At 64.2% G+C, this 18,846-nt stretch carries 27 protein-coding genes and 1 other annotated feature; of the genes, 14 read left to right on the forward strand and 13 right to left on the reverse strand.

All coding sequences use genetic code 11. The features are described from left to right. Positions 1-112: 112 nt before the first annotated feature. Complete coding sequence (locus tag AC1MFI_RS14840) at positions 113-1,414, reverse strand: GNAT family N-acetyltransferase (RefSeq protein ID WP_479817820.1); 1,302 nt, start codon at positions 1,412-1,414, stop codon at positions 113-115. 259 nt (positions 1,415-1,673) lie between these two features. Next, on the reverse strand, positions 1,674-4,322 hold the full coding sequence (gene polA, locus AC1MFI_RS14845; protein ID WP_479820904.1) for a DNA polymerase I: 2,649 nt from the start codon (positions 4,320-4,322) through the stop codon (positions 1,674-1,676). Between the two features lie 172 nt (positions 4,323-4,494). On the opposite strand from polA, the gene AC1MFI_RS14850 reads away from it, so the two are divergent. The 3 genes from AC1MFI_RS14850 to AC1MFI_RS14860 all read left to right on the forward strand — a co-directional run bounded on the left by AC1MFI_RS14850 (position 4,495) and on the right by AC1MFI_RS14860 (position 5,871). After that, positions 4,495-4,983 carry a hotdog fold thioesterase gene (locus tag AC1MFI_RS14850; RefSeq protein WP_400484143.1) on the forward strand — a complete coding sequence of 163 codons (489 nt, stop codon included), beginning with the start codon at positions 4,495-4,497 and terminating at the stop codon, positions 4,981-4,983. A gap of 217 nt (positions 4,984-5,200) precedes the next feature. Continuing rightward, positions 5,201-5,383, forward strand: a complete 183-nt coding sequence (locus AC1MFI_RS14855; RefSeq protein ID WP_479817822.1) for a hypothetical protein — start codon at positions 5,201-5,203, stop codon at positions 5,381-5,383. Continuing rightward, positions 5,380-5,871, forward strand: coding sequence for a hypothetical protein (locus tag AC1MFI_RS14860; RefSeq protein WP_479817823.1), 492 nt, complete (start codon positions 5,380-5,382; stop codon positions 5,869-5,871). Before AC1MFI_RS14855 ends, AC1MFI_RS14860 begins: the two co-directional genes overlap by 4 nt. A gap of 24 nt (positions 5,872-5,895) precedes the next feature. On the opposite strand, the gene AC1MFI_RS14865 is transcribed toward AC1MFI_RS14860, so the two are convergent. The 3 genes from AC1MFI_RS14865 to ligD form a co-directional block, all read right to left on the reverse strand. Further along, on the reverse strand, positions 5,896-6,282 hold the full coding sequence (locus AC1MFI_RS14865) for a response regulator transcription factor (RefSeq protein WP_479817824.1): 387 nt from the start codon (positions 6,280-6,282) through the stop codon (positions 5,896-5,898). A gap of 45 nt (positions 6,283-6,327) precedes the next feature. Then, positions 6,328-6,945 carry a hypothetical protein gene (locus AC1MFI_RS14870; RefSeq protein WP_479817826.1) on the reverse strand — a complete coding sequence of 206 codons (618 nt, stop codon included), beginning with the start codon at positions 6,943-6,945 and terminating at the stop codon, positions 6,328-6,330. A 146-nt stretch (positions 6,946-7,091) separates the two neighbouring features. Next, on the reverse strand, positions 7,092-8,114 hold the full coding sequence (ligD, locus tag AC1MFI_RS14875) for a non-homologous end-joining DNA ligase (RefSeq protein ID WP_479817827.1): 1,023 nt from the start codon (positions 8,112-8,114) through the stop codon (positions 7,092-7,094). Between the two features lie 68 nt (positions 8,115-8,182). Between ligD and arfB the strand changes: the two genes are divergently transcribed. Further along, positions 8,183-8,605, forward strand: a complete 423-nt coding sequence (gene arfB, locus AC1MFI_RS14880; RefSeq protein WP_479817828.1) for an alternative ribosome rescue aminoacyl-tRNA hydrolase ArfB — start codon at positions 8,183-8,185, stop codon at positions 8,603-8,605. 214 nt (positions 8,606-8,819) lie between these two features. Here the strand turns inward: arfB and AC1MFI_RS14885 are convergent, their stop codons facing one another. From AC1MFI_RS14885 to AC1MFI_RS14895, 3 genes are all read right to left on the reverse strand, one after another. Next, positions 8,820-9,119, reverse strand: a complete 300-nt coding sequence (locus tag AC1MFI_RS14885; protein ID WP_479817829.1) for a hypothetical protein — start codon at positions 9,117-9,119, stop codon at positions 8,820-8,822. Positions 9,120-9,183: 64 nt separating this feature from the next. Continuing rightward, positions 9,184-9,555, reverse strand: a complete 372-nt coding sequence (locus AC1MFI_RS14890; protein WP_479817830.1) for a hypothetical protein — start codon at positions 9,553-9,555, stop codon at positions 9,184-9,186. A gap of 139 nt (positions 9,556-9,694) precedes the next feature. Further along, positions 9,695-10,129 carry a hypothetical protein gene (locus AC1MFI_RS14895; protein ID WP_479817831.1) on the reverse strand — a complete coding sequence of 145 codons (435 nt, stop codon included), beginning with the start codon at positions 10,127-10,129 and terminating at the stop codon, positions 9,695-9,697. 94 nt (positions 10,130-10,223) lie between these two features. Here AC1MFI_RS14895 and AC1MFI_RS14900 point away from each other — a divergent pair. Next, positions 10,224-11,524, forward strand: a protein-coding gene (locus AC1MFI_RS14900) for an IS3 family transposase (protein ID WP_104119114.1) whose coding sequence is annotated in 2 segments (ribosomal slippage) — positions 10,224-10,506 and positions 10,506-11,524 — 1,302 coding nt in all. Because the reading frame shifts where the segments join, the coding sequence is not laid out codon by codon here. Beyond that, positions 10,505-10,654: a sequence feature (AL1L pseudoknot), on the forward strand. Its footprint overlaps the gene before it by 150 nt. 12 nt (positions 11,525-11,536) lie before the next feature. Here AC1MFI_RS14900 and AC1MFI_RS14905 read toward each other — a convergent pair. Then, positions 11,537-11,767 carry a hypothetical protein gene (locus AC1MFI_RS14905; protein WP_479817832.1) on the reverse strand — a complete coding sequence of 77 codons (231 nt, stop codon included), beginning with the start codon at positions 11,765-11,767 and terminating at the stop codon, positions 11,537-11,539. A 294-nt stretch (positions 11,768-12,061) separates the two neighbouring features. Between AC1MFI_RS14905 and AC1MFI_RS14910 the strand changes: the two genes are divergently transcribed. Further along, the gene (locus AC1MFI_RS14910) at positions 12,062-12,277 is read left to right on the forward strand and encodes a helix-turn-helix domain-containing protein (RefSeq protein WP_479817834.1); all 216 of its coding nucleotides are present in this window, start codon (positions 12,062-12,064) and stop codon (positions 12,275-12,277) included. 32 nt (positions 12,278-12,309) lie between these two features. Further along, positions 12,310-12,918 carry a hypothetical protein gene (locus tag AC1MFI_RS14915; RefSeq protein ID WP_479817835.1) on the forward strand — a complete coding sequence of 203 codons (609 nt, stop codon included), beginning with the start codon at positions 12,310-12,312 and terminating at the stop codon, positions 12,916-12,918. Positions 12,919-13,459: 541 nt separating this feature from the next. On the opposite strand, the gene AC1MFI_RS14920 is transcribed toward AC1MFI_RS14915, so the two are convergent. The 4 genes from AC1MFI_RS14920 to AC1MFI_RS14935 form a co-directional block, all read right to left on the reverse strand. Continuing rightward, on the reverse strand, positions 13,460-13,720 hold the full coding sequence (locus AC1MFI_RS14920) for a DUF3263 domain-containing protein (RefSeq protein WP_479817836.1): 261 nt from the start codon (positions 13,718-13,720) through the stop codon (positions 13,460-13,462). Continuing rightward, a complete protein-coding gene (locus AC1MFI_RS14925) occupies positions 13,698-14,099 on the reverse strand; it encodes an ImmA/IrrE family metallo-endopeptidase (protein ID WP_479817837.1) in 402 nt (133 codons plus the stop codon). The genes AC1MFI_RS14920 and AC1MFI_RS14925 overlap by 23 nt, the downstream gene beginning before the upstream one ends. A gap of 81 nt (positions 14,100-14,180) precedes the next feature. Then, entirely contained in the window at positions 14,181-14,783 is a 603-nt protein-coding gene (locus tag AC1MFI_RS14930; RefSeq protein ID WP_479817838.1) for a hypothetical protein, read from the reverse strand. Beyond that, positions 14,780-15,319 (reverse strand): hypothetical protein, encoded by a 540-nt coding sequence (locus tag AC1MFI_RS14935; RefSeq protein ID WP_479817839.1) that lies wholly within the window; start codon positions 15,317-15,319, stop codon positions 14,780-14,782. The genes AC1MFI_RS14930 and AC1MFI_RS14935 overlap by 4 nt, the downstream gene beginning before the upstream one ends. Positions 15,320-15,602: 283 nt before the next feature. Between AC1MFI_RS14935 and AC1MFI_RS14940 the strand changes: the two genes are divergently transcribed. The 7 genes from AC1MFI_RS14940 to AC1MFI_RS14970 all read left to right on the forward strand — a co-directional run bounded on the left by AC1MFI_RS14940 (position 15,603) and on the right by AC1MFI_RS14970 (position 18,749). Next, complete coding sequence (locus tag AC1MFI_RS14940; RefSeq protein ID WP_479817840.1) at positions 15,603-15,872, forward strand: helix-turn-helix domain-containing protein; 270 nt, start codon at positions 15,603-15,605, stop codon at positions 15,870-15,872. A gap of 333 nt (positions 15,873-16,205) precedes the next feature. Further along, on the forward strand, positions 16,206-16,994 hold the full coding sequence (locus AC1MFI_RS14945) for a hypothetical protein (RefSeq protein WP_479817841.1): 789 nt from the start codon (positions 16,206-16,208) through the stop codon (positions 16,992-16,994). Between the two features lie 48 nt (positions 16,995-17,042). Further along, positions 17,043-17,759, forward strand: coding sequence for a phage antirepressor (locus AC1MFI_RS14950; RefSeq protein ID WP_479817842.1), 717 nt, complete (start codon positions 17,043-17,045; stop codon positions 17,757-17,759). A 39-nt stretch (positions 17,760-17,798) separates the two neighbouring features. Beyond that, complete coding sequence (locus tag AC1MFI_RS14955) at positions 17,799-18,071, forward strand: hypothetical protein (RefSeq protein ID WP_479817843.1); 273 nt, start codon at positions 17,799-17,801, stop codon at positions 18,069-18,071. A 1-nt stretch (position 18,072) separates the two neighbouring features. Beyond that, positions 18,073-18,246, forward strand: coding sequence for a hypothetical protein (locus AC1MFI_RS14960; RefSeq protein WP_479817844.1), 174 nt, complete (start codon positions 18,073-18,075; stop codon positions 18,244-18,246). A 4-nt stretch (positions 18,247-18,250) separates the two neighbouring features. Next, entirely contained in the window at positions 18,251-18,442 is a 192-nt protein-coding gene (locus tag AC1MFI_RS14965; RefSeq protein ID WP_479817846.1) for a hypothetical protein, read from the forward strand. A 136-nt stretch (positions 18,443-18,578) separates the two neighbouring features. Beyond that, positions 18,579-18,749, forward strand: a complete 171-nt coding sequence (locus AC1MFI_RS14970) for a hypothetical protein (protein ID WP_479817847.1) — start codon at positions 18,579-18,581, stop codon at positions 18,747-18,749. Positions 18,750-18,846: the final 97 nt, after the last annotated feature.

Consider the following 18,846-nt stretch of genomic DNA (forward strand, 5'->3'; position numbering starts at 1 on the left):
GATCCCGGTCTGCACCGGAACCGTCCAAAGCGCACTACGCGCCTGTTCAGTCTAGCCTCGGGGCCAAACACCGTCAAAGCAGGGCTTCGCCTCGCGACGTAGTCCGTCGCGCTCAGAAATGCGTGATGCAGTACGGTTCCCGCGCGAGCCCGAACAGCGTGTCGAGCAGCTCGACGGCGTCGTCCGCATGAGCCGTCAGTCCACCGGCCGCCGCGAGCGTGGAAGCCTGGACTCCCCCGAGGTACAGCGATCCGAGCGCGTTCACGGTGAGCGTCACGTCCGGTGCTGCTGCAGCGTCCACATGCTCCACCTGCGCCACCCCGTCGACGACGGTCAGGAGGTAGGAGCCGCCTGCGATCCCGAGGGTGTCCAGCACTTCCAGGACGATACTGCCGCTACCCCGGTAGGACCGCTGACGGAGCGCGGCCGGCACGTCGAGCAGGCGGACCCAGAGGACGTCGTCGGTGCCCTTGACGCTGTAGCAGCGCCGGTCGCGGAGCGACCACGGCAGCGCGTCGTCTCGCCGCGCCTCGTCCCATGTGATCACCTGCACGAGGTCGAGCGACCCGAGGTAGCGCCAGAGCTCGAGGTAGGCAGAAGGTGTGGTCGCCACGAGGTCCACGATCTTCATGGTGTAGGGCGTGGTCTCCCAGCCCGCGAAGCGGTAGGACACATACCCGGCCGGCGTTCCCGCGGCGTCGTAGTGCACCGCCATTCGCACGCCGCGATCCTCGACCGGCCGTTCCCTGCCCCATTCGCCCGACGCGCGGCGCGGGTAGGCGTACTGCCGGTCGACCGATCCGAAGGTCACGGCATGGAAGCCTGCGAAGATCTCCTGGGCGAGGCGCACGGCGTGCTCCCGGGCGACGAGGGTGGTGGTTCCCGTTCTCGGCGCCGTCACCTCGAACCGCTCCCTGACATCCACCTCGATGGTCTGCGTGAACGTGGCACAACCGAACCCGAAGCGCCCGTAGATCGTGGCCTCCGACGCGGTCAGGATGGCCAGCGGGAGCCCTCGTTCCGCGGCCTCGCCGAGGTCCCTCGTCATCATGGAGCGCAGGATGCCGTTGCGCCGGTGGCTCGGCCGTACGGTGACCGCCGTGATCTGGTGGGCATCGATCTGCCCTGCCCCGACGTTGAGCGGGTGCACCATGGTGCCGTAGGTTGCCACCGGATGGTCCGAGCCGAGGGCTTCGGCGGGCTGGGCGCGGTCGTGGACGCCCCACAGGACGCGCTGGTCCGCTTGGTACGCCCCGAGGAACTTCGGGATGTCCTCGGGATCGAACGTTCCCTCGTGGAACCCGATGCCCTCGGCATCGAGCCACTTCGTGAAGCGGCCGTCCGCCGTGGCGTCCTCGTCGGCGTCAGGGGTGAAGATCTCGGTGTACAGGTCCGGTGCGGTGTTGTCGCTCACCTCATCACCCTAGCCGGGGCTGTCCGGCGGGGACAGGGGCGCCATGAGGGCGTGTCGGGCTGTGTCGGGCCGTGTCGGGCTGCGGCTTCGAGGGAGTCCCCCCCCTGCGCGTGCGTATGTGGATAAGGGGTGTCGTCTTGTCCTCCACAGCGCCCTGTCTCCATCGTGGTTAGTACACGTGTTCGATGAAATCGGGGTATGGTCATCGCCCCGCTCGAGCGCTTCACGCACGAGCACAGCCCGCACAGCGGTGGCACCCCTAGTGGGCGGCGTCGTGCCAGCTGGCGCCCGTACCGACCGAGACATCGAGGGGCACCGAGAGATCGGCCGCACTGCCCATCTGCTCACGGACCAGGGCCTCGACCTCTTCGGATTCGCCCTCCGCTACTTCGAGGACCAGTTCGTCGTGGACCTGCAGCAGCATGCGCGACGCCAGCCCGCGGCGCCTGAGGGCATCGTCGACGCCGAGCATCGCCTTCTTGATGATGTCCGCGGCCGAGCCCTGGATCGGTGCGTTGAGGGCGGCCCGCTCGGCCATCTCCCGCAGCTGCCGGTTGTCGCTGGAGAGGTCCGGCAGATAGCGCCGTCGCCCCTCGATGGTCGAGGTGAAGCCGTCCTTCCGGGCTTGCTCCACGATCCCGCGCAGGTAGTCGCGGACGGCCCCGAATCGCTCGAAGTAGTCGCGCATGAGGGTGCGTGCCTCGTCGACCGAGATGTTGAGCTGCTTCGAGAGCCCGAACGAACTGAGGCCGTAGACCAGGCCGTAGGACATCGCCTTGACCTTCGACCGCATCGCGTTCGTGACTTCTTCCGGCGCGACACCGAAGATGTGCGAGCCGACGAAGCGGTGGAGGTCCTCGCCCTCCTGGAATGCCGAGATGAGCCCTTCGTCGCCCGACAGGTGCGCCATGATGCGCATCTCGATCTGGGAGTAGTCAGCGGTCATGAGGCTCTCGTACTTCTCGCCGTTCCGACCCTGCCCGACGACGAACACCTCACGGATGCGCCTGCCCTCGTCCGAGCGGACGGGGATGTTCTGCAGGTTCGGGTTGGTCGAGGACAGGCGGCCGGTCGCAGCGACCGTCTGCAGGTACGTGGTGTGGATGCGTCCGTCGTCGCCGACGGCCTTCCGGAGCCCCTCGACGGTCTGGCGCAGCTTGGTGGCATCGCGGTATGCGAGGAGTTGCTCGAGGAAGGGGTGTCCGGTCTTGGTGATGAGGTCGGTGAGCGCATCCGCGTCGGTGGAATAGCCCGTCTTGATCTTCTTCGTCTTGGGCAGTTCGAGCTCGTCGAACAGCACGGTCTGCAGCTGCTTGGGCGAGCCGAGGTTGATCTCCTTGCCGATGATCCGGTACGCCTCGGACCCGGCCGTGCTGATCGTCTTCGAGAAGTCGTCGAGGAGCCTGTCCAGGCCCTCCACCGAGACGGCCACACCCGTGAGCTCCATGCGGGCGAGCACCTCGGCGAGAGGCAGTTCCAGTCCCCCGAGCAACTGGTTGGCGCCCCGCTCCACGAGCTGTCCGGCGAAGTGCTCGCTGAGGCGCAATGCCGCGTAGGCCGCCACGACGGCGGGCGATGCCACGTCGTTGCCTCCGAGGTCGAGCGCCTGCTGCCCCGACGAATCGCTGGCGGACGCCGTGATGGAGAGGCGCAGGTGGTACTGGGCGAGGTCGGCGAGGTCATAGCTGCGGCGGTCGGGCTGGATGAGGTAGCCCGAGATGGCGGTGTCGTCGATCTCACCGGCCAGCAGGAAGCCCCGGGAGGACAGGAGTTTGAACACCGCCTTGAAGTCGTGGACGATCTTCGGCGCGTCGGTATCCGCCAGCCAGTCCCCGAGGACCTTCTCGGCCGCCGCGTCGAGGGGCTCGAGCTCGATGAACGCCGCGTGGAGGCTGGTGACGATGGCGATCCCGACGACATCAGTGGCTCCTGCCGTCGTCTCGGTCGCCAGGGCCACCGACGCCTGCGCCTGGTTCGTCGCCCTGAACCACCGTGTGAGCGCGGCAGCGTCCTCGAGCACGACGTGCGACGGTGCACTCTGCTCGTCGCCCTCCTCCTCGGTCTCCTCCTCACCGAAGAGATCGAACAGTCGCTTGCGCAGCGTGTTGAACTGCAGCGAGTCGAAGAGGTCCTCGACGGCCGGGCGGTCCGGGTGCTGGGAGACCATCGCGTCGAGGTCCACCGGGAGGTCCAGATCGGTGAGGAGGCGATTCAGCCGACGGTTCCGCTTCACGTCCTCGATGTGGGCGCGCAGGGAGTCGCCGACCTTGCCGCCGATCTTGTCGAGGTTCTCCAGGATGCCCTCGAGGCCGCCGTACTGCTTGATCCATTTCGCCGCCGTCTTCGGGCCCACGCCCGGGACGCCCGGCAGATTGTCGGCACTCTCGCCGACGAGCGCCGCGAGATCCGAGTACTGGTGCGGCGGGACGAAGTACTTCTCCTCGATGGCCTGCGCATCCATCTGCGGGATGTTGGTGACGCCCTGCTTCGGGTACAGGACGGTCACGCGGTCGTTCACGAGCTGGAAGGCGTCGCGGTCTCCACTGACCACCTGCACGTCCCAGTCCGACGCCGCCGCCTGGTACGCGAGCGTGGCCAGGATGTCGTCCGCCTCGTAGCCGTCCAGTGAGATGGTGGGGATGCGCATGGCCTCCATGACCTTGATGATCAGATCCACCTGGCCGTGGAACTCCTCGGGCGTCTTGGAACGGCCGCCCTTGTACTCCGTGTACTCCTCGGAGCGGAAGGTGGGGGTATCGAGGTCGAAGGCCACCGCGACGTGGCTCGGCTTCTGATCCTTGATGAGGTTGATGAGCATCGCGGTGAAACCGTAGACCGCGTTGGTGTGCTGTCCGGTATCGGTGGAGAAGTTCTCGGGCGGGAGCGCGTAGAACGCCCGGAAGGCCATCGAATGCCCATCGATGACGAGGAGCCTGTTGCGTGAGCCATCACTGCGCCGGGCCGGCGCCTGTCCCCCGGAGGGAGCCTCCGCATCCTCCGCGGTGCTCTCGGCGGGCGGCGCCATGGTCAGGGTTGCAGCAGGTTTGGTTGTTTCACTCACAGGTGCCAGCCTAGTTGCCATGACAGACAACCGCACCCAGCCCGACGCCGTCCAGGAACCGTCCGAGGAACGGCTCGCGGAGCTCGTCGCCGCCGGTGTTCCCGCGGAGATGCACGGCTGGCTGGGCCGGTACGGCGTGGGCGCCCTCACGGTCAAGATGGGCATCGTGTTCCAGGAGATGAGCGCGGAGCGCATGGTCGCGACCATGCCGGTCGAGGGCAACCAGCAGGTGGCGGGCATCCTGCACGGCGGAGCGCACGTGGTGCTCGCCGAGACCCTCGGGTCCTTCGCGGCCGGGCTTCACGCAGGGCCGGGACGACAGGCCGTCGGCATCGAGGTGGGTGCGACGCACCACCGCAGCGCGGACTCCGGACTGGTGACCGGCACCGCGACCGCCATCCACCTCGGCCGGACCCTGACCACGCATGAAGTCGTCATGACGGACGAACAGGGACGCCGTCTCTCGACCGCGCGCATCACCAACCTGATCCGCGACTCCCGCACCTGAAACCGGGCACGGGCGCACGGTTCGACGAATCGCCCGCCATCCGCTGGGCAGGCTCCTGCAGCGCTACGGTCTCCTGCCCGGATAGGAACGGCAGCCCGGATTGCAAGCCGGCCAACCGGAGGGCCGCTGGTTGCCGGTTCTCCTACCCCCTGCCTAGCGTGGATCAGGGACGGCGGGACCGTCGTCCCTGACCGGCACCCGAAGGATGGAGCCTCCCATGGCCGACAAGAAACTCAAGTCCATCGCCGCCCTCCTCGCCGCGAGTGCACTCTTCCTCGGCGGTTGCGACCTGGGCACCAAGGACAGCGACAATTCCGGGACAGACACCGGCAACTACGACGACAACAACGGGATCGACACCGATCTCGACGATGACGCGCGCGGGGAGGACAACCAGTGACGGGACGCCGGTCCGTCCTGGCCGGGGCCGCCCTGCGGGGCGTGGCGGCAGGCCTGCTGGGTACGGCCGCGATGACCGTCGGCGAGCTCGTGGAGCAGCACTTCACACACCGCCCCGACTCGCACATCCCGGCTCGGACGCTGCGGCTGCTATGCGGGCGACCCGCGAGTGATTCGGCGCACTATCCCGCGTGGAACCATGCGATGCACTGGCTGACCGGAGCAACTCTCGGCGCCCTGCGCGGCATCTGGTCCGTGACAGGGATCCGGGGTGGCTCCGCCACGGCCGCCCACACGGTCCTCCGCCTCGCCTTCGACCAGACCCTGGAGAACGCCACGGGTGCCGGAGCCGCCCCGTCCCTGTGGCCGGCCGGCGAGAAGACCGTCGACTATCTGCACAAGGGCGTCTACGCCCTGGTGACAGGGCTGGCCTCGGACGCGCTCAACGAACCGTTACTGGTGAGCACTGCGGGCGCACGGTCCCACTGACGGGGCCTGCTCGACGGTGACCGATCAGGCGTCGGACGTCGCCGCCGTGCCCTCCTGCAGGTGGCGGCGCAGCTCGGCGGGCCGGAAGGGCTTCCGCAGGTAGCGGTCGGCGCCGGCCTCGAATCCTCTCTTCTCGTCGGACGCGTCCGTGCGCGCCGTCAGCATGACGATGAACGTGGTCGAGAAGCGGCGAATCCTCTCCGCCACCTCGAAACCGTCGATATCGGGCAGTCCGACGTCGAGCGTGACGACGTCCGGCATCAGGCGGCGCACCATCTCCACTCCCGCGAGGCCCGCGGGCGCGGTGTGCACGCGGAAACCAGACCCGGTCAGCACGGTGTGCAGCAGGTCGCGCACGTCGTCGTCGTCTTCGATGACCACAGCGGTGCGGGGGTTTTCCTTGCTCGGCATACCGTGAGTTTACTCCGCGGCGCCGTCGACTCGGGGCGCCGGTGCCTACGATTCCGGCCTAACGGTGGCCTCCACGGGCTCGCCACCGGTCGGCTGGACCATCACCTGTCGCACCGTCTCCGGCACCTCGGGGAACGCCCCGATCATCAGGAGCTCGCTCGTGTCCCCGGGCACCGCTCCCCCGCTGTACTGCTCGACGAGCCCGACGACCTCCGACGAGGACTCGCCGCCGTTGGATGCCGCGCCCCACTCCTCGATCACCGTCGCTGCGGGACGCAACTCCAGGTCCTGGCCCTCCGGCGTGAAGACGGTGATGGTCTCCAGCTCGAGGGGCGTTCCGCCTTCGGGATTCTGCACCGTCACGAGCGCGTAGGTCACCGCATCCTCGCCCAGCCGGGTGCGCAGCCCCTCGATGTCCCCGGGAGCTTCCGCGGGGAGGACGATGTCGCCCCTGGCCTGGTCGATCAGGAACGCGAAGCTGCCGCTGCTGGAATCGGTGAGTCCCTCGACGGACGGCGCATCCGACGGCGCAGCAGCAACGTCGCTCTGGGTCTGTGCGGGATCCGGCGTGGGACCGGGCGGCTCGGCATCGGTCGCGGGGTTGCCGCCACATCCCGTCAGGAGCAGCAGGAGGAGGGTCGATGACAGCACGCTCTTGTTCATGGGTCTCCCAGTGCCGACGGGCGGTCCGGCACGGAATCAGGCCCGGCTCGACGCGGGGCGCGGCAACGTTCTCCTTCCGTTCTACCAGCGGCTGCACGTCCCCGGGCAGGCGATACAGGTGGTGGCAGGGCCGTTGACAGGGCGGATCAGTCGCGGCTACGTGCGCGGCTCGGCTGCACCCTCATGGGCTCGCCGGGCATCTTCGGGAAGTCGGGCGGAAAGGGCAACTCTCCGAGTCCGTTCTCGACGTCTCGGTCCCACCACCTGCGCAGCACGTCGATCGTGCCGGGCTCCGCATGAAGGTCCTCCCACGGGTCGCCCTGGGTCCGCAGCCTTTCGGGCACTGTCATGATGGTGAAGGATGCCGGCTCGAGGCCCGGCAGCTCCTCCCAGGAGACGGGGCAGGACACCGGGGCGTGCGGCAACGCCCTCGGGCTGTAGGCGCCGGCCATGGTCCTGTCCCGGTTCGCCTGGTTGTAGTCGACGAAGATGCGCGCGCCACGCTCCTCCTTCCACCACGCCGTCGTCACGCGATCCGGCATCCGCCGCTCGAGCTCCCGGGCGGCGGCGATGACCGCACGGCGGACCTCGAGGAACTCGTGCAGCGGCTCGATGGGCGAGAAGACATGGAGGCCGCGGTTGCCCGAGGTCTTCACGAAGCCGGTCAGGCCTGCTTCGTGCAGGACGGCGCGGAGCTCGTGAGCGGCGGCCACGACGTCGGCGAAGGTCGTGCCGGGCTGCGGGTCGAGGTCGATCCGCAGTTCGTCGGGGAGGTCCGGGTCTTCGGCGCGCGAGGCCCACGGATGGAAGACGACCGTGTTCATCTGGACGGCCCAGACGGCCGAGGCCGGCTCGTCGAGGACCAGCTGGGGGTGCGAGCGGCCACTGGGATAGACCACCGTCACACTGCGGACATAATCGGGAGCGCCCCTGGGCGGGTTCTTGCTGAAGAAGTACTCGCCGTCCACGTCTCCGCCGAAGCGCTGGAGCGAGAGGGGACGGCCGCCGTTCGCGCGGAGGAACGCCGGCGCGACGGCGACGAGGTACCGCGCGAGGTCGAGCTTCGTCAGGCCCATCTGGGGCCAGAGCACGCGGGACGGGCTCGACAGGCGGACCGCCCGCGTGCCGTCCGGGCCGTCGACATCGAGGATCATCGCTTCGCTTGCCATGGGCTCAATGTACCCCCGGCAACTCCGATGGATCTCTCCCGGCCCCGTTCTCGTGCGACGCTTGGTGCATGGATCTGGAGGTGACGCCCGCGCTCACGATTCCCGCGTCGGAACTGGGCTGGCGGTTCTCGCGTTCGTCCGGGCCGGGCGGGCAGCACGTCAACACCTCGGACAGCCGCGTGGAACTCTTCTGGGATGTCGCACGCTCGGCGGCGCTCTCGGACAGCCAGCGCCTGATGCTGCTGACGCGTCTCGGAGCCCGTCTCGCCTCCGGGGTGATCACCGTGACCGCCTCGGAACGACGCTCCCAGCTGCGCAATCGGGAGATCGCCCTGGCCAGGCTCGCCGGCCTTCTGGCAGAGGGCCTCGCGCCCGAACCGGCTGCGCGCAGGGCGACTCGGCCGACCCGGGGCTCGGTCCGCCGGCGAGTGGCTGCCAAGGAACGACGGTCAGCCACGAAACTGCAGCGAAAGCGGCCGACAGCCGAGTAGCCCTGTTGCCGGCCGCCGGTCGGGAACGTCGTGGTGCCCGAAGTGGGACTCGAACCGGACAAGCGCGACCTGAGGACAAGGCTGACATGGAAAAGTGCCGGGGACTCCAGGGAACTGACGAGAACGACCCCAAACAACGGAACGAGGGTGTGCACAGCGTGCACACCCTCGTATGGGTCACGGGCCTAGCCGACTGTTGAAGCCGGCCATGTCGCTATGGGACCTTGCCGTTTTGCGGGCTTGAACCAGAAGGTCCATTGATACGGAGGTGAGTATAGGTCGTAAAGAACATGCAGATTGTCGTCAGCACGATGAGGCCGACCAAGAGACCGTAATCGAACTGAGGTGCTTCTGGAAGCTGTGTAGCACCGTTAGCTATCGCTAGCGCGATATTAGCAGCCCGGTCTATGAGGCTGTAGCCCAGGTTTAAACCAGCAATTATGAGCATCGGCAAGAAGGTGACCGCAACATTCACCTGCCCTACAGGAGACCCAAACTCTACTTTCAGTGCCACCTTGAGAACGTGGGCTATGGAGCGAAACAAGCTATTGTCGTCGGATTTACTGCCTCTCATTCTACTAAGCCTTTGGTGCACTAAGCAAGAAAAGTACCACACCTAAACCCAGTGTCCCGACTAAACCATAAAGGGCGACCGAAGGACTGAGACCGACCCCTGCAAAAAATGCAGCACCTGCTAATACGCCTGCCACCAATGCAAAGACAACAAGAAATAGCCACATGCGACTGTGCGCAGCACCTAGGCTAACAACTCGAACGAGACTCTCCGTTGCTCCGTGACGCTCGTCAGATTCCTTCAACGCCCCGACCTCGGCCGCACTTGGGGTTTGGGCGACTACAAGGTCGCCAGTCGCAGCGGTGGAAGACGGCTCGAAAGTGTCCATGCCGAATTGCATCTTCGCATCATCAATAGCGCGAATTGCTGCGTCCATGCGACTAATCTGGTGAGAACGCAACAGACCTTCTGTGCTCTTCTCGACAGCGAGATCGAAATCCTCAAACCGGAAGAGCTCAATCTCCTCGTCGAGCGTTTTGCGTCGGTATCGCCCAGGTTCGAGAAGATCGTCATACCTAGGACTCATCGTTAGCTACCTCTGCCGAATCTTTTGGCTCATACGGATCCCAAACGAGAACAGATTTAGACAACATCTCAGCTTGCAATTTCAGTTGCTCTTCAAGTGATCGATCAATCTGCTTTCTCAGAGCTACTAAATCACGATGATCAAGAGCTAGTGACTCGCTAAAGTTACGATCTTGGAGCCGCGCTGCGTACTGAATACGTAGGGTGTGCCAAGGAACGATGCCCTCCAGCTTGCCGGCATTCGATAGTTGGGGTCGAAGGTCTATGCGAATTGAAGACTCAATAAACATCCGCTCATGATCTCGATCCGCGTGAGCTGAACGAGCCGCTAATACGAGACTCGGCGACATTATCAGGCGTGAGAGTCGCCGCCTGAGTTCGGCCCTCTGAGCTTCAGAAAGCTCCAAATTGTCAGCGTTCGACATGCGCGAGAACGTCTTGATGGATCGACTCTTGCCATCATCGTGCCCTAATCGTTGAATCGCCCCGGGTTTAGTGGAGGCTCTCAACCCATGGAGGATGAGAGTTATGGCGACGAAGTACAGCGATGAGTTGCGTCAGCGGGCGACCCGGATGGCGGTCGAGCTGCGGCGTGATCCGGACTCCCGCGTTGGTGCGGTGGAGCGGGTGGCGAAGCAATTGGGGATGCACCCGATGACGCTGCGTAAGTGGGTTCGACAGGCTGAGGTCGATAACGGGGTTCGGGCGGGCACCACGAGTGCGGAGGCCGAGCGGATCGCGAAGCTTGAGAGCGAAGTCAGGGAACTGAAGCGGGCCAACGAGATACTGCGGACAGCGTCGGCTTTTTTCGCCGCGGCGGAGCTCGACCGCCAACTGAAGTAGTTACTGGCTACATTGATGCCCACCGTGATCGTGTCGTGGAGGGCAAACCACTCGGGGTCGAGCCGGTCATCGAGGTCCTGCGCTCAGCAGGCGTCGAGATCGCCCCGAGCAGTTACTACGCCGCGAAGAGCCGGCCGCTCTCAGCGCGTGCGGTGCGGGATGCGGAACTGATGCCGGTCATCACCAAAGTGCACCAGGACAATATTGGTGTTTATGGTGCCCGGAAGGTCTGGGCGCAGATGAACAGGGAAGGCCACCCTGTCGCCCGGTGCACCGTGGAGCGATTGATGCGAGCCGGCGGCTTGCGTGGGATCAGCCGGGAGAAGACCCGCAAGACGACCCTCGTCGCGGGCGCGGAAACACCGCGGCCGGCGGACCTGGTCGAGCGGCAGTTCGTTGCTGCAGCCCCGAACCAGTTATGGGTGGCGGATCTGACCTACATCCGGACACACTCGGGGTGGGTCTACGCCGCGTTCATCATCGATGTCTTCAGCCGCCTCGTCGTCGGCTGGCAGGTATCGACCTCTCTGCGAACCGATCTGGCCCTGGACGCCCTCGAGATGGGGTTCTGGAACCGTCAAAGAGCCCGACAAAGCGTTGCGGGTCTGACGCATCATTCCGATCGTGGAGTGCAATATCGTGCGATTCGCTACACCGAACGGCTTGCCGAAGCCGAAGCGGTCGCTTCCGTTGGATCCAAGGGCGATTCCTACGACAACGCCATGGCCGAGGCATTCAACTCACTCTTCAAAGCTGAGTGCATCCGCAACCCGATCATGCGGCCCAAAGGCGGCTGGAAAACCGTCAGTGACCTTGAAATCGCTGTCGCTGAATACATTGACTGGTTCAACCATCGGCGCCTCCACGGCGAAATCGGGCTGATCCCACCGGTGGAGTTCGAGAACAACCATTGGGCGCACGAGTCCACGGAGGCCTACAGTCTTACCAACGTCCCCACCGGGGCCGGAAGCAAGTGAACCGAGCCTCCATCAAACCCGGGGCGATTCACGTCCGAAGGCCATTAGCATGCCCGCCAGCGCCTCGGCCTCATCTGGGTCCTCGCTAGGCACGGCACCTTGAACGGCTTCGGTGACAGCATGCAGCGTTGTCAGAGATCCATGATTACTAAACGCTGCGTCGATTGCGTCAACTTGCTCATCCGATAGGGACGCCAGAAACGTGATTGGTTCTAGCAAACTTGTGGGCAGTGCTTCAGACAACTCTGGCTCCTTGGCGTACGCGTAGCTGTGCTGACAGTATGCCATTCTAAGTCTGGCCCAGCGCCACCAACCGATCCGCGTCGCCTTCTTCGAATCAAGTGCGCACGGGTTCCCTTGCAAGAGACGCCGCTTTTTCGAAGGTACTAAGCGGCCGAGCAGTACACCAGAACACCCCTGTCAGCCCCTGCCCTTGTTCTTGCTTCGGCATCAGGTTGACGAGCTTGGCGACGTCGGCATCCCATCCACCTCGTGTGACGGCATTAGGATCAGTTCATGAGTGTTCAACCTCGTTTCATGACTCTCACTGATGCCGCCGAGGAGCTGGCGGTGAGCCAGTCGCAGATGTATGCCCTCGTCAAGTCGGGAGATTTGCCCGCAATCCAGGTCGGGGGCCGTGGTCAGTGGCGGGTGGAGCGGGCGAAGCTCGAGGAGTACATCGCTCGCATGTACGAGCAGGCAGAGAAGCAGCGCGGGGCTCTGAAGCCCGCTGATCTCCCTTCGGTCGACTGATTACACGGAGCAGGCTTACATAGGATCACCGCATGTTGATGACACGCGCTACCCAAGCGATGGAACTGGGATCCGTGGCCGAATGGGTGGGGGCTGCTGGGTCAGTCTTCGGAGCGATAGGTACTGTTGCCGCGGTAGTCGTCGCTATTGTCTTGGCTCGACGGGACGGTAAGCGCCTTGAGACGGAGCGTCGCGAAGCTCGGGAGGACCGCGAGCGTTTCCGGGCGCGAGAGGACGAGGAAGCTCACGAGCGGCTCCGCCTTCAGGCAACTCAAGTTTCCCTGGTGCATCAGGACGAGCGCTTTGACCAGAGTGGCCGGGACCGGATTACTTCTCTGGTCATTCACAATTACAGTGCACAACCGATTACATGGGTCGTGCTGCTGAACCGACGCACAAGCCTCGAAAATGGGAACGAGACGGTCAGGGTGAACAATTGGCGGGCCATCGAACCCGGAGGCAAGCAGGAACAGACGGTAAGGACGCCATCAGGACACGCTGATCGGTTCGAGTTGCAGTTCGACGACGTCCGCGGCCAACGATGGCAGCGCTTCGACCTCGGCGACCTACATGAGCTGTCAGCGGACCATCCGGACGTAGTACGCGAACTGCGCTTTTCATTGAGCAATTTCGACTCCTAACGTCCGTGCACTTGCCCGCTTACTTCCTTCGCTGCGCTCGCAGCCGATGGGTGAACGTGACCCCATACGCGCGGTAGGAGCCCGGTATCGTCAGATCATGACTGAATGCAAAGTGCTGCGATGCTCCAACGACTCCTCCGACACGCTAAGACTTCATCCCGAAGATCCCGCTAGTGTCCCCATATGCCGAGAGCACAAGCGTGCGGTGGATGAAGGCGCGAGATGGATATTCGACGCTGACTTCGGCGTACCAACGGAACCTGGAACACCACCAGTTCCGGGGTTCTCCATCCGCATGGGTGGCGACCTGCCGCCGAAGGTACTGGGGTACGGGTTCGCGCCTTCCGAAATCGGAAGTGAGCCTGGCTGGATACATACAGTGACGATCGAGAACCCGGACGGCTCGCAGAACAAGCTGGAACTGTGGGCGCCGATTGACTCGCTGTTCGGCTTCGAAGACCGAGCTCCCTCCAACTGAGAATGGCGTTGAAGGAGCGAGCGTACGGTGCGCGCTCGCTCCTTCTGGCGACACTGGGAAACATCACCCGAAGCTGACTCCCAGGCGTTGAGCTCGCGGCCTGTCCCTTGTCCCCCGCTGCGCTCGCAGGCGACGGACGAGCATCGGGTTCCAGGCGTAGGCCGCCTCGGTGTCGATGATCTGGTTGATCTGTTGGTAGAAGGCGGTAGGGGTGATGTTGAACAGCTTGGTGATGTCGCTGTCGCGGGCGCCCTGCCTCTTGTAGGCGGCGCCGGCCATTCGGAGCATCTGTTGCTGGCGGTCAGTCAATACTGTGGAGGGCATCGCGTTCTTTCGCGTCGAGGTGGGTGAGTCGGTCCCAGAGAACTTCGGGTGTGACCCAGAGTTCGTCGGCCATCTCCCAGAGGTTGTTGCCAGCCCAGCGGTACGCGGCAATGAGGTCCTCAAGCGGGATGAGCCGGCGGGCCACGATGACCCGGACCACGAGCTCGATGCGGAGGCACTGGTGCCCGCGGTGCCCCATGCGGATGTGCTGGAGCTCGTGAGCTAGGGCGCAGCGCCGTTCGACCTGCAGGAGCCATTTGTCCATGAGGATGCGGTCCACACCATTAGTCCTAGCGTCGATGCCCTCGGGCAGTTCGACCCATTCCACGGTAATGTGAGGCAGTGAGCGCAGTTCGCGCCAGGGGTGGGCTGAGACCATGCCACCAAAGTAGACAGCTGCGGTGACCTTATTAGTTCGTGACAGTGAACTACATCGATGTGATTCAGTGGCAGTCTTTCGCTACCTCTTTGGCAGGTTGGCGACTCGGATCCTCGTGGTTTGCAAGCCCGCATCAGTCGCGCGGTAGTGCAAGTCGTAGACGACCCCATCAGGCCCTTCAAGCGTGACGGCAGCAGTTGAGTCCCCTCCAACCTCATGTCCACTAACGATGAGCTCGGCGACGTTCACCTTGTAGCGCATAGCAACGCGGTGCTTCGCGTCCGAGATCATGGCAGATTCGTCGACCCAGCCTGGCCGAGGCACTGACGCGACCTTGCTTCGAAGAACGGCCTCGATCCCCCTCGCCACCGGGTGGTCCGTGACTGCGGCGGTCAAGTGAGCCATCTGGATGAGGATTCCAAGGCTGCCCCCAGAAGCACCCCAGTTTGTGACGCCCACCCGCTCATCGAGGTAGTAGCTGTACTCGTGCGCGGCGTGAAGACTTTCGATAGCGGCCCGGCGGATCTCACCCGGCATCCACTGGACGGGCCAAGTGGGTATTGAAATTTGAAGAACGTCGCTGTAGTCAGCGCTCCTCCTGTCGTCGTCCAGCGTGCCGACGACCTCCACGAGCGCCACATCGTAATAGTCAGGTTCCGCCTCATATACGCCGCCTGCCATCATGAGCCATCCTCCTGGGTAGCCTCAGCCGCCTCATCCTGCAGCCGGCGCAGGCGCCTTCCCTGGCTTTCCCGACCCGTGTCATAAGCGGCTAGGTCGACATCGTCCTGCGTCGTCTCATCCTTGCTTTCGGCAGGGCTCTCCCCTGCTCGGATAATGGGGGCGGTACTGACATTCCCATCACTCTCCTTCTCCGTCAGCTTCACGATCTCTCGTCCGAGGTCGCGAAGGAGATCAGTCACCCGCGGAGGCGCGGTCGACAGACCGTGGATCCTCATGGTGTCCGGATCGTCTGATGTGACGGGAAGCCCTAGAGATCTGGCGGACGCCATGACGATCTCGGTTGAGCTGAATCCCGTGCCCTTGGCAAGAGCCTGAATGGTGAGCGGATCCGGGAAGTTCTTCAGCGGTCCGTTCTCGAGCTGGTGCAACCGCTTGGCCGAGGGTGTGCCCCCGCAGGCCTTCGACAGTCGCTCATACGAGATCTCCCCGCCGCGTCGTGCGGCGTTGAGGAGTCTCGACAGGTCCAGTTCGTTCATCACGGTTCCTAGCTTGGGGTGGAGAAAGCCAGCGCACCAACGCGCGTTCTTAGGCACTGCCTAGGGTCAGTCAATCATCCAGTACCACTTACCGCCTAAGAAGAAAGTTCGGAAAATCTTCCTCCCGCCCCAGTACTGGCGGGAAAGGTGCGTAAGGCGCTTGCCAAGGTGCCTAACTCTAGGTACTGTTCCATTACCTACTGCTTGACATACCTGCCTAAGGAGGCTTCACTTGAACACACGTAGCACCGCACATACTCAACGAAGGAGGTGGCCTACCGGCATGAGAATGAAGCTCGTCGCCCGCGACTCCCTGGTCGATCGGATGGAGCGGAAGGGCTTTTCCAATCGGCGCCTTGCTCGATACGCAGATGTTGCTCCCGGCACGATCGACAATTTGGTGTCGGGCCGGACGCAATCCGTGAATAGAGGCCGGGTCGCTGAACTGATCTGCGAAGCGCTCGACGTGCCATTGGATGTCTATTTCGTGCCCGAAATACCCAGCAGTGCTTCACGGAGCGTTACCCCAAAAGCCCGGATGGTCTCAGCATGACGACAGCGGAACTCCACGAGAGGTTCGCCAAACTCCAGCATCAGGCTCGATTGGCTTACGCCGACATGAACTGGGATCGGCTGGTTAGAGCTACAGCAGAACTATCCGACGTCGCGCAGGCTCTGCGCGAGGCGGAAGCAGAACCAGGAATTTAAGACAAGCGGCCCGGCATCTATCCCGCGAAGAAGTGAATGCCGAGCCGCTCCAAACCAGACGACAACCACCGCCAAGTGGTCTTCGTCGAGTAATCGAAGGATATGCAATGCGGTCTTGCCTTGCACCACTCGTCTCACCCACCCGCCCTACTTGGGCCAGTACTCGCGGCAACCAGCCATGAGCCGTTTCAGCACCGGCGGCCGTGACGAGAACGGCGCGATGTGCCCAGCAGAGTACGAATGCAACTGCGGGTTCTTTCTCGAGTGGCCCGTCACCGAAGGTGTCGCGCCAGCTGAGGATCCCGCCCAAGCAGAAATGCGCCAGCTCGTTGACGAGCACAAGGCGACCTGCCACTTCCACTCTTCCGCTCGGGCTGAAGCTTCTTCCACAGCGCAGCCCGCTGCGGTCCCCGTCAGCGAAGCGACCGCACTCCCCCACGTGCTGGCCACCGCTGACAAGAAGGCTCTGGACGCGCCGCTCTCCCCCGGCGGCGCGCCCAGGCCCTTCCAACGCCTCGGCAACGGGCATCTCCTCTGCCACACGTGCAAGAAGGCATCGATGGAGCAGGACCCGAAGCTGATGGCGGAGTTCGAGATGCGCCACATGCACCACGACAAGGAGGACCTCCGGATCCCGCGGTTCTTCGCGAAGTCAGAATCTGCGTTCCCGAGCCCGAAGTCGCTGGCAGACAAGGCGCTCGCGGAGCGACAGATTGCGGCGTTCAACCGGTTCTCGACTGGGTCGCATCGCTTCGACCGGGAGCTGGCCACCGTCCGGACTCTGGACCGCTCAGGTCAACTCGACGCCGGCCTCGTGCACCTCGAGGCTGCCTGGCACGAGCTGGAGCGCGAGTACTACGAGCTACACGCTCACCTCGCTCGCTTCGTCGCCACCGAGTACTACTCCGCGGAGCGACCACCCGCAGCGGCCTTCGTGCCCAGCGCGGAAAACGAAACGGCCAGCTAGTTCGAGCTAGCCGGCCGCATCAACAAATCCTTCAGCAAAGAAAGATTCATGGCCACGATACAGCCCTTCACATTCGAAGGCCACGAGGTGCGCACCGCGACGGTGGCGGGAGAACCATGGTTCGTCGCCGCCGACGTCCTCGCCACCCTTGACCTCAACCGCTCATCAGTTGCCCTCCTCGACGAGGACGAGAGGGGCGTACACAGGGTGGACACCCCTGGCGGCGTCCAGACGATGTCCCTCATCAACGAGGCCGGCCTCTACTCCCTCATCTTCAGGAGCAGGAAAGAACAGGCCCGCTCCTTCAAGCGGTGGGTCACCCACGAGGTGCTCCCCGCCATCCGCACCACCGGTGAGTACACCGTCATGCCGCAGCTCACCCAGCAGGAGCTGGTCCTCGCTCTCGCCCGCCAGGTGATCGACCAGGCCGAACAGATCCAGCTCACCGCCCCGAAAGCTGAAGCGTTCGACGAGCTGATGGATGCCCATGGTCTCTACAGCATGGAAGCAGCAGCGAAGGCTATCGGCTACGGCCGCAACGTCCTCTTCCGGGAACTTCGGCACCTCGGCATCCTCCAGGGCAACAACCTGCCCTACCAGCGGTACATGCACCACTTCGAAATCAAGGTTGGCACCCGCCGCAACCGGGCCGGCGAAACCATCCCCACCCACACCACATGGGTTTGGCCCTCCGGGGTGGACTACCTCCGCCGGAAGCTCGCCCAGTCCCAGCAAGCCGTCGAACGGGCAGGTGTCCTCGTATGAGCGCCGCCCAGACCAACGATTCACAGAACGAGGCCAGCCATGGATCTTGAGTTCTACGAGCCAGCCGAAGCGGCGCAGCTCATGAAGTGCACGGAGAACTTCCTCCGCGACCAGGCCTACGAGGGGAAGATCCCGCACCTCACCTGGGGCAAGGGGAAGCTCGTCTTCACCAGCGAGCACATCCGCGAGATAGCAGCCCTCCGCACCCAGCCCGTAAGGGACGCCGCACCGGCCTCAGCCTCCGAGCAGATCAGCGCCAGCAGCACCGCCAGCGTCCGCCAGATCGGCACCCGTGCCCGGAAGCGAGCCTGACATGCGACTCGCCCTGACCCGCAGCACCGCCACCTACATCATCCTCATCTTCACGCTCGCGATCGGTGCCCTTGTGTACCTCCTGACGTACCCCGCTGCGGCAAATCTGAACGCTGCGGGCGCGGTCGTCGTCGCCGCAAGCGCCCTCATCCTGTCCAACAAGCTCTGGAAGTAGCCCCATGATCACCCATCCCAACCCTGTGCTGCCCGTCGCAGCTCTGACGCCCAAAGACCTGATGCTCAGCGCGGAGGAGCACATCACCCGCTCGCTGCTGCTGTCCCAGGACAACCAGCCCGTGCACGCGCTCGCGCAGCTGCGCGCCGCCGAGGGCTTCCTACGTACCTACGTGGAGAGCCAGGTGCAGCCATGAGCATCGCCCTACGACGAGGAAGACTGACGGCATCGGTCGCCTGATGATGCTGAACAAGCCGCTGAGCCCTTCGCCTCGCTGTGATGAGCTGCCTCACCCGAGGGCCACTGTTCGCCCCAACGGGGATCAGTGGATCGTGACCGTGTGGGCTGAGCCCTACGTCATTTCCGACGCTGACGGCGCTGTGAAGAACTTCGAGACCCGCGCCGACGCTCTCGCGTGGGCGGCACTGCACGTGCGGACTCACCGTATCGCCGCTGGCCAGTTCTCGTACCGCCGGGAGGTGTCCGGTGCCGAAGCTGCCTGAGTTCACCCCCACAGCGCCGCATCCACGCGATGTTGACCGCTGCCCGTCCTGCAATGTGCCGATTCACCCTCTTACGGGCGATTGCAGGTGCAGCGCC

It is taken from the genome of Arthrobacter sp. BC5, assembly GCF_056680255.1.